2 protein-coding genes are annotated in these 3,029 nt (G+C 53.2%); both read left to right on the forward strand.

Translation table 11 applies throughout. The annotated features are described in order from the left end of the window. The coding region (locus ACEW8P_RS22250) for an ABC transporter permease (RefSeq protein ID WP_373515267.1) at window positions 1-2,514 on the forward strand (2,514 nt) is incomplete at its 5' end. A gap of 267 nt (window positions 2,515-2,781) precedes the next feature. Continuing rightward, a partial coding sequence (locus ACEW8P_RS22255; protein ID WP_373515268.1) for a redoxin domain-containing protein occupies window positions 2,782-3,029 on the forward strand: 248 nt, incomplete at its 3' end.

Raw genomic sequence — 3,029 nt, forward strand, 5'->3', positions numbered from 1 at the left:
TGGCTACTCAAAATGGCCTGGCGCGACAGCCGACGCAGCCGTTCGCGATTGCTGCTGTTTATCTCGTCGGTGATTCTGGGTATCGCGGCACTGGTGGCCATCTACTCGCTGGGCGACAACCTCCGGCAAAACATCGACGCGCAAGCCGCCACGCTACTTGGGGCTGATCTGGAAATCTCCGGCAATCAGCCCGCCTCGGCCAAAATCAAGCCGCTGCTGGATTCGTTGGGCGAGGATCGCTCGGAAGAAAGGCGCTTTGCGTCGATGGTGTTGTTTCCTAAAAATGGCGGCAACCGCCTGGCGCAGGTGCGGGCGCTGGAAGGTAGTTATCCCTACTATGGCGAATTGGAAACAGTCCCCGTCAAGGCAGGCCGCAGCTTTCGGGGAAACCGCCAAGCCTTAGTGGATCAAACCCTGATGCTGCAATACGATGCCAAAGTCGGTGATTCGGTGAAAGTGGGCGAAGTCATGTTCCTGATTGCGGGTACTTTGCTGAAAGCCCCCGGCCAAACGGGCCTATCAGCTACGGTGGCCCCGACAGTTTACATTCCGCTGCGCTATCTGGAACAGACGGGATTGGAGCAAAAGGGTAGTCGGATCAACTATTTGTATTTTTTCAAATATCCAGCGAAAACGGACGTCGAGCGAATCGCAAAAAGGCTCGAATCACGCCTGGATATTGAAGACCTGGATTCTAAAACCGTCGCCAGTCAGAAAGAATCGACGGGCCGCTCCTTCGAGGATTTGACGCAGTTTTTAGCGTTGGTCGGCTTCATCGCCCTGTTACTGGGTTGCGTGGGTGTAGCGAGTGCGGTGCATATCTATATCCGTGAAAAGCTAAATTCTATTGCGCTGCTGCGCTGCCTGGGCGTGAAATCGTCGCAGGCGTTTGTGATTTTTTTGATTCAAATCGTGGGCGTCGGCTTCCTGGGATCGGTTATCGGGGCCACGCTGGGGGCAGTCATTCAGCAGTTCCTGCCGGTGGTACTCAAAGATTTTCTGCCCTTTACACTGACGACCGAAATCTCCTGGTCGGCCATTGGACAGGGTGTTTTACTGGGAACGATTATCTCGATTTTATTCGCGCTGTTACCGCTTGTTTCGGTGCGCAACATCGCGCCACTTCGGGTACTTCGGGCGTCGTTCGAGTCCGCATCCGACAACAAAGATCCGCTTCGCTGGCTGGTGTACGGCCTGATTCTCGCCTTCGTTTTCCTCTTTACTTACATCCAAACCGAAAGCTGGCTGGACGCACTGGTATTCACCGTCAGTATTTTGGGCGCGTTTCTGTTGCTCTTGGCAATGGCGTCCTTACTCATCTGGCTGGTGCAGCGGTTTTTCCCCTCGTCATGGCCTTATGTGTGGCGGCAAGCGCTGGCTAATCTGCACCGTCCCAACAATCAGACTTCGATTCTGCTCGTGTCCATCGGCTTGGGTACGGCATTCATTTGTACACTGATTTTGGTGCAGTCCCTTTTGTTGAAGCGCGTCACGCTGTCCACGAGCGGTAACCAACCCAACATTTTGTTATTTGACATTCAAAGCGATCAACGCGAGGACGTCTTAAATTTGGCCAAAGAGCAGGATTTACCCATTATTCAAAGCGTTCCGGTCGTGAATATGCGGCTGGAAAAGGTCAACGATGTTACGCCCGCCATCGCGCAGAAGGACACCTCGAACCGCGTGTCGCGCCGGATTTTTGGCCGTGAGTACCGTGTCAGCTACCGCGACACGCTCACGGAATTCGAAGAACTTAAGCGGGGCCGCTGGCAGGGAACGGCCCCCACCGACGGGCCAGTACCGATCTCGATGGAAGAAGGCTTCGCTGAGCGCAACGGCGTCCGGGTGGGCGATACGCTGACCTTCAATGTGCAGGGCGCGCTGCTGACAACGGTTATCGGTAGTCTGCGGGAAGTGGATTGGAACGGCGTCCGCACCAGCTTTCTGGTACTGTTTCCTAAAGGCGTACTGGAAGAAGCTCCGCAATTTCATGTCCTGCTCACCCGCACCCCTTCCAGCGAGAAATCCGCTGATTTCCAACGGGTCATTGTACAGCGGTTTCCCAACATTTCCATCATAGATTTGGGATTGGTGTTGAAAGTGATCGACGAACTACTGGAAAAAATCGGCTTCGTCATCCGTTTCATGGCTGGCTTCAGCATCCTGACGGGATTGATTGTGTTGATATCTTCGGTACTTATCAGCAAGTACCAGCGTTTGCAGGAAAGCGTTCTGCTGCGTACCCTGGGCGCAAGCCGGAAGCAGATTTTTGCCATCACGGCTTTGGAATATTTCTTCCTCGGCGCGTTGGCTGCCGCCACGGGCATCATTCTGGCTCTGGCAGGTAGTTGGGCTTTGGCAAAATTCACTTTCAAACTCGACTTTGAACCCCAATTCCTGCCGTTGCTGCTCGTATTCCTGAGCGTTTCCGGCCTCACTGTCCTTATTGGTCTGGCTAATAGTCGTGGCATCCTTTCTCGCTCACCGCTGGAGGTGCTGCGGCAGGAGGCGTAGTTTTGGGCGACCACACGAGTCCGCCCAAAATAATGCCGTACACACTACATTTCCGGTGGCTGACGTGCATCAGGCGAACACGGTTAGCCCCTCCGCTTGCCTAGTATAGGGTGATAAAAGTAATTTGGCTCACTGGCTTCCTTTAAACTCAAAGCCCTGACAACGATCGAAGAGAGGCCGCCGATGTTGAAACAGCCGTAGCACCCAAATACTCTTCCGGCCTGTGGCGTTTAGGTTCAGACGGCTTGAAAGTCAAACTACTATGAAATGAAAAAGTACCTTACTTGGATTGGTTCTAGCTTTATAATTATCCTGGCTACCTTGATCGTTCCAGACCAATCGCTGGCCGCTAACTTTCCTTCAAATACCCATGTCAACCACGCTAATTCCGACTACGGAATTGGAGATGTCGTGGTCAACTTCCGACTTAAAAACGTGGAGGGAAACACGGTGTCATTGAGCGATTTCTCTAACCAAAAAGGAGTGATCGTGATTTTTACCTGCAATCACTGCCC

It is taken from the genome of Persicitalea sp., from assembly GCF_041751555.1.
Taxonomy (GTDB): Bacteria; Bacteroidota; Bacteroidia; order Cytophagales; family Spirosomataceae; genus Persicitalea.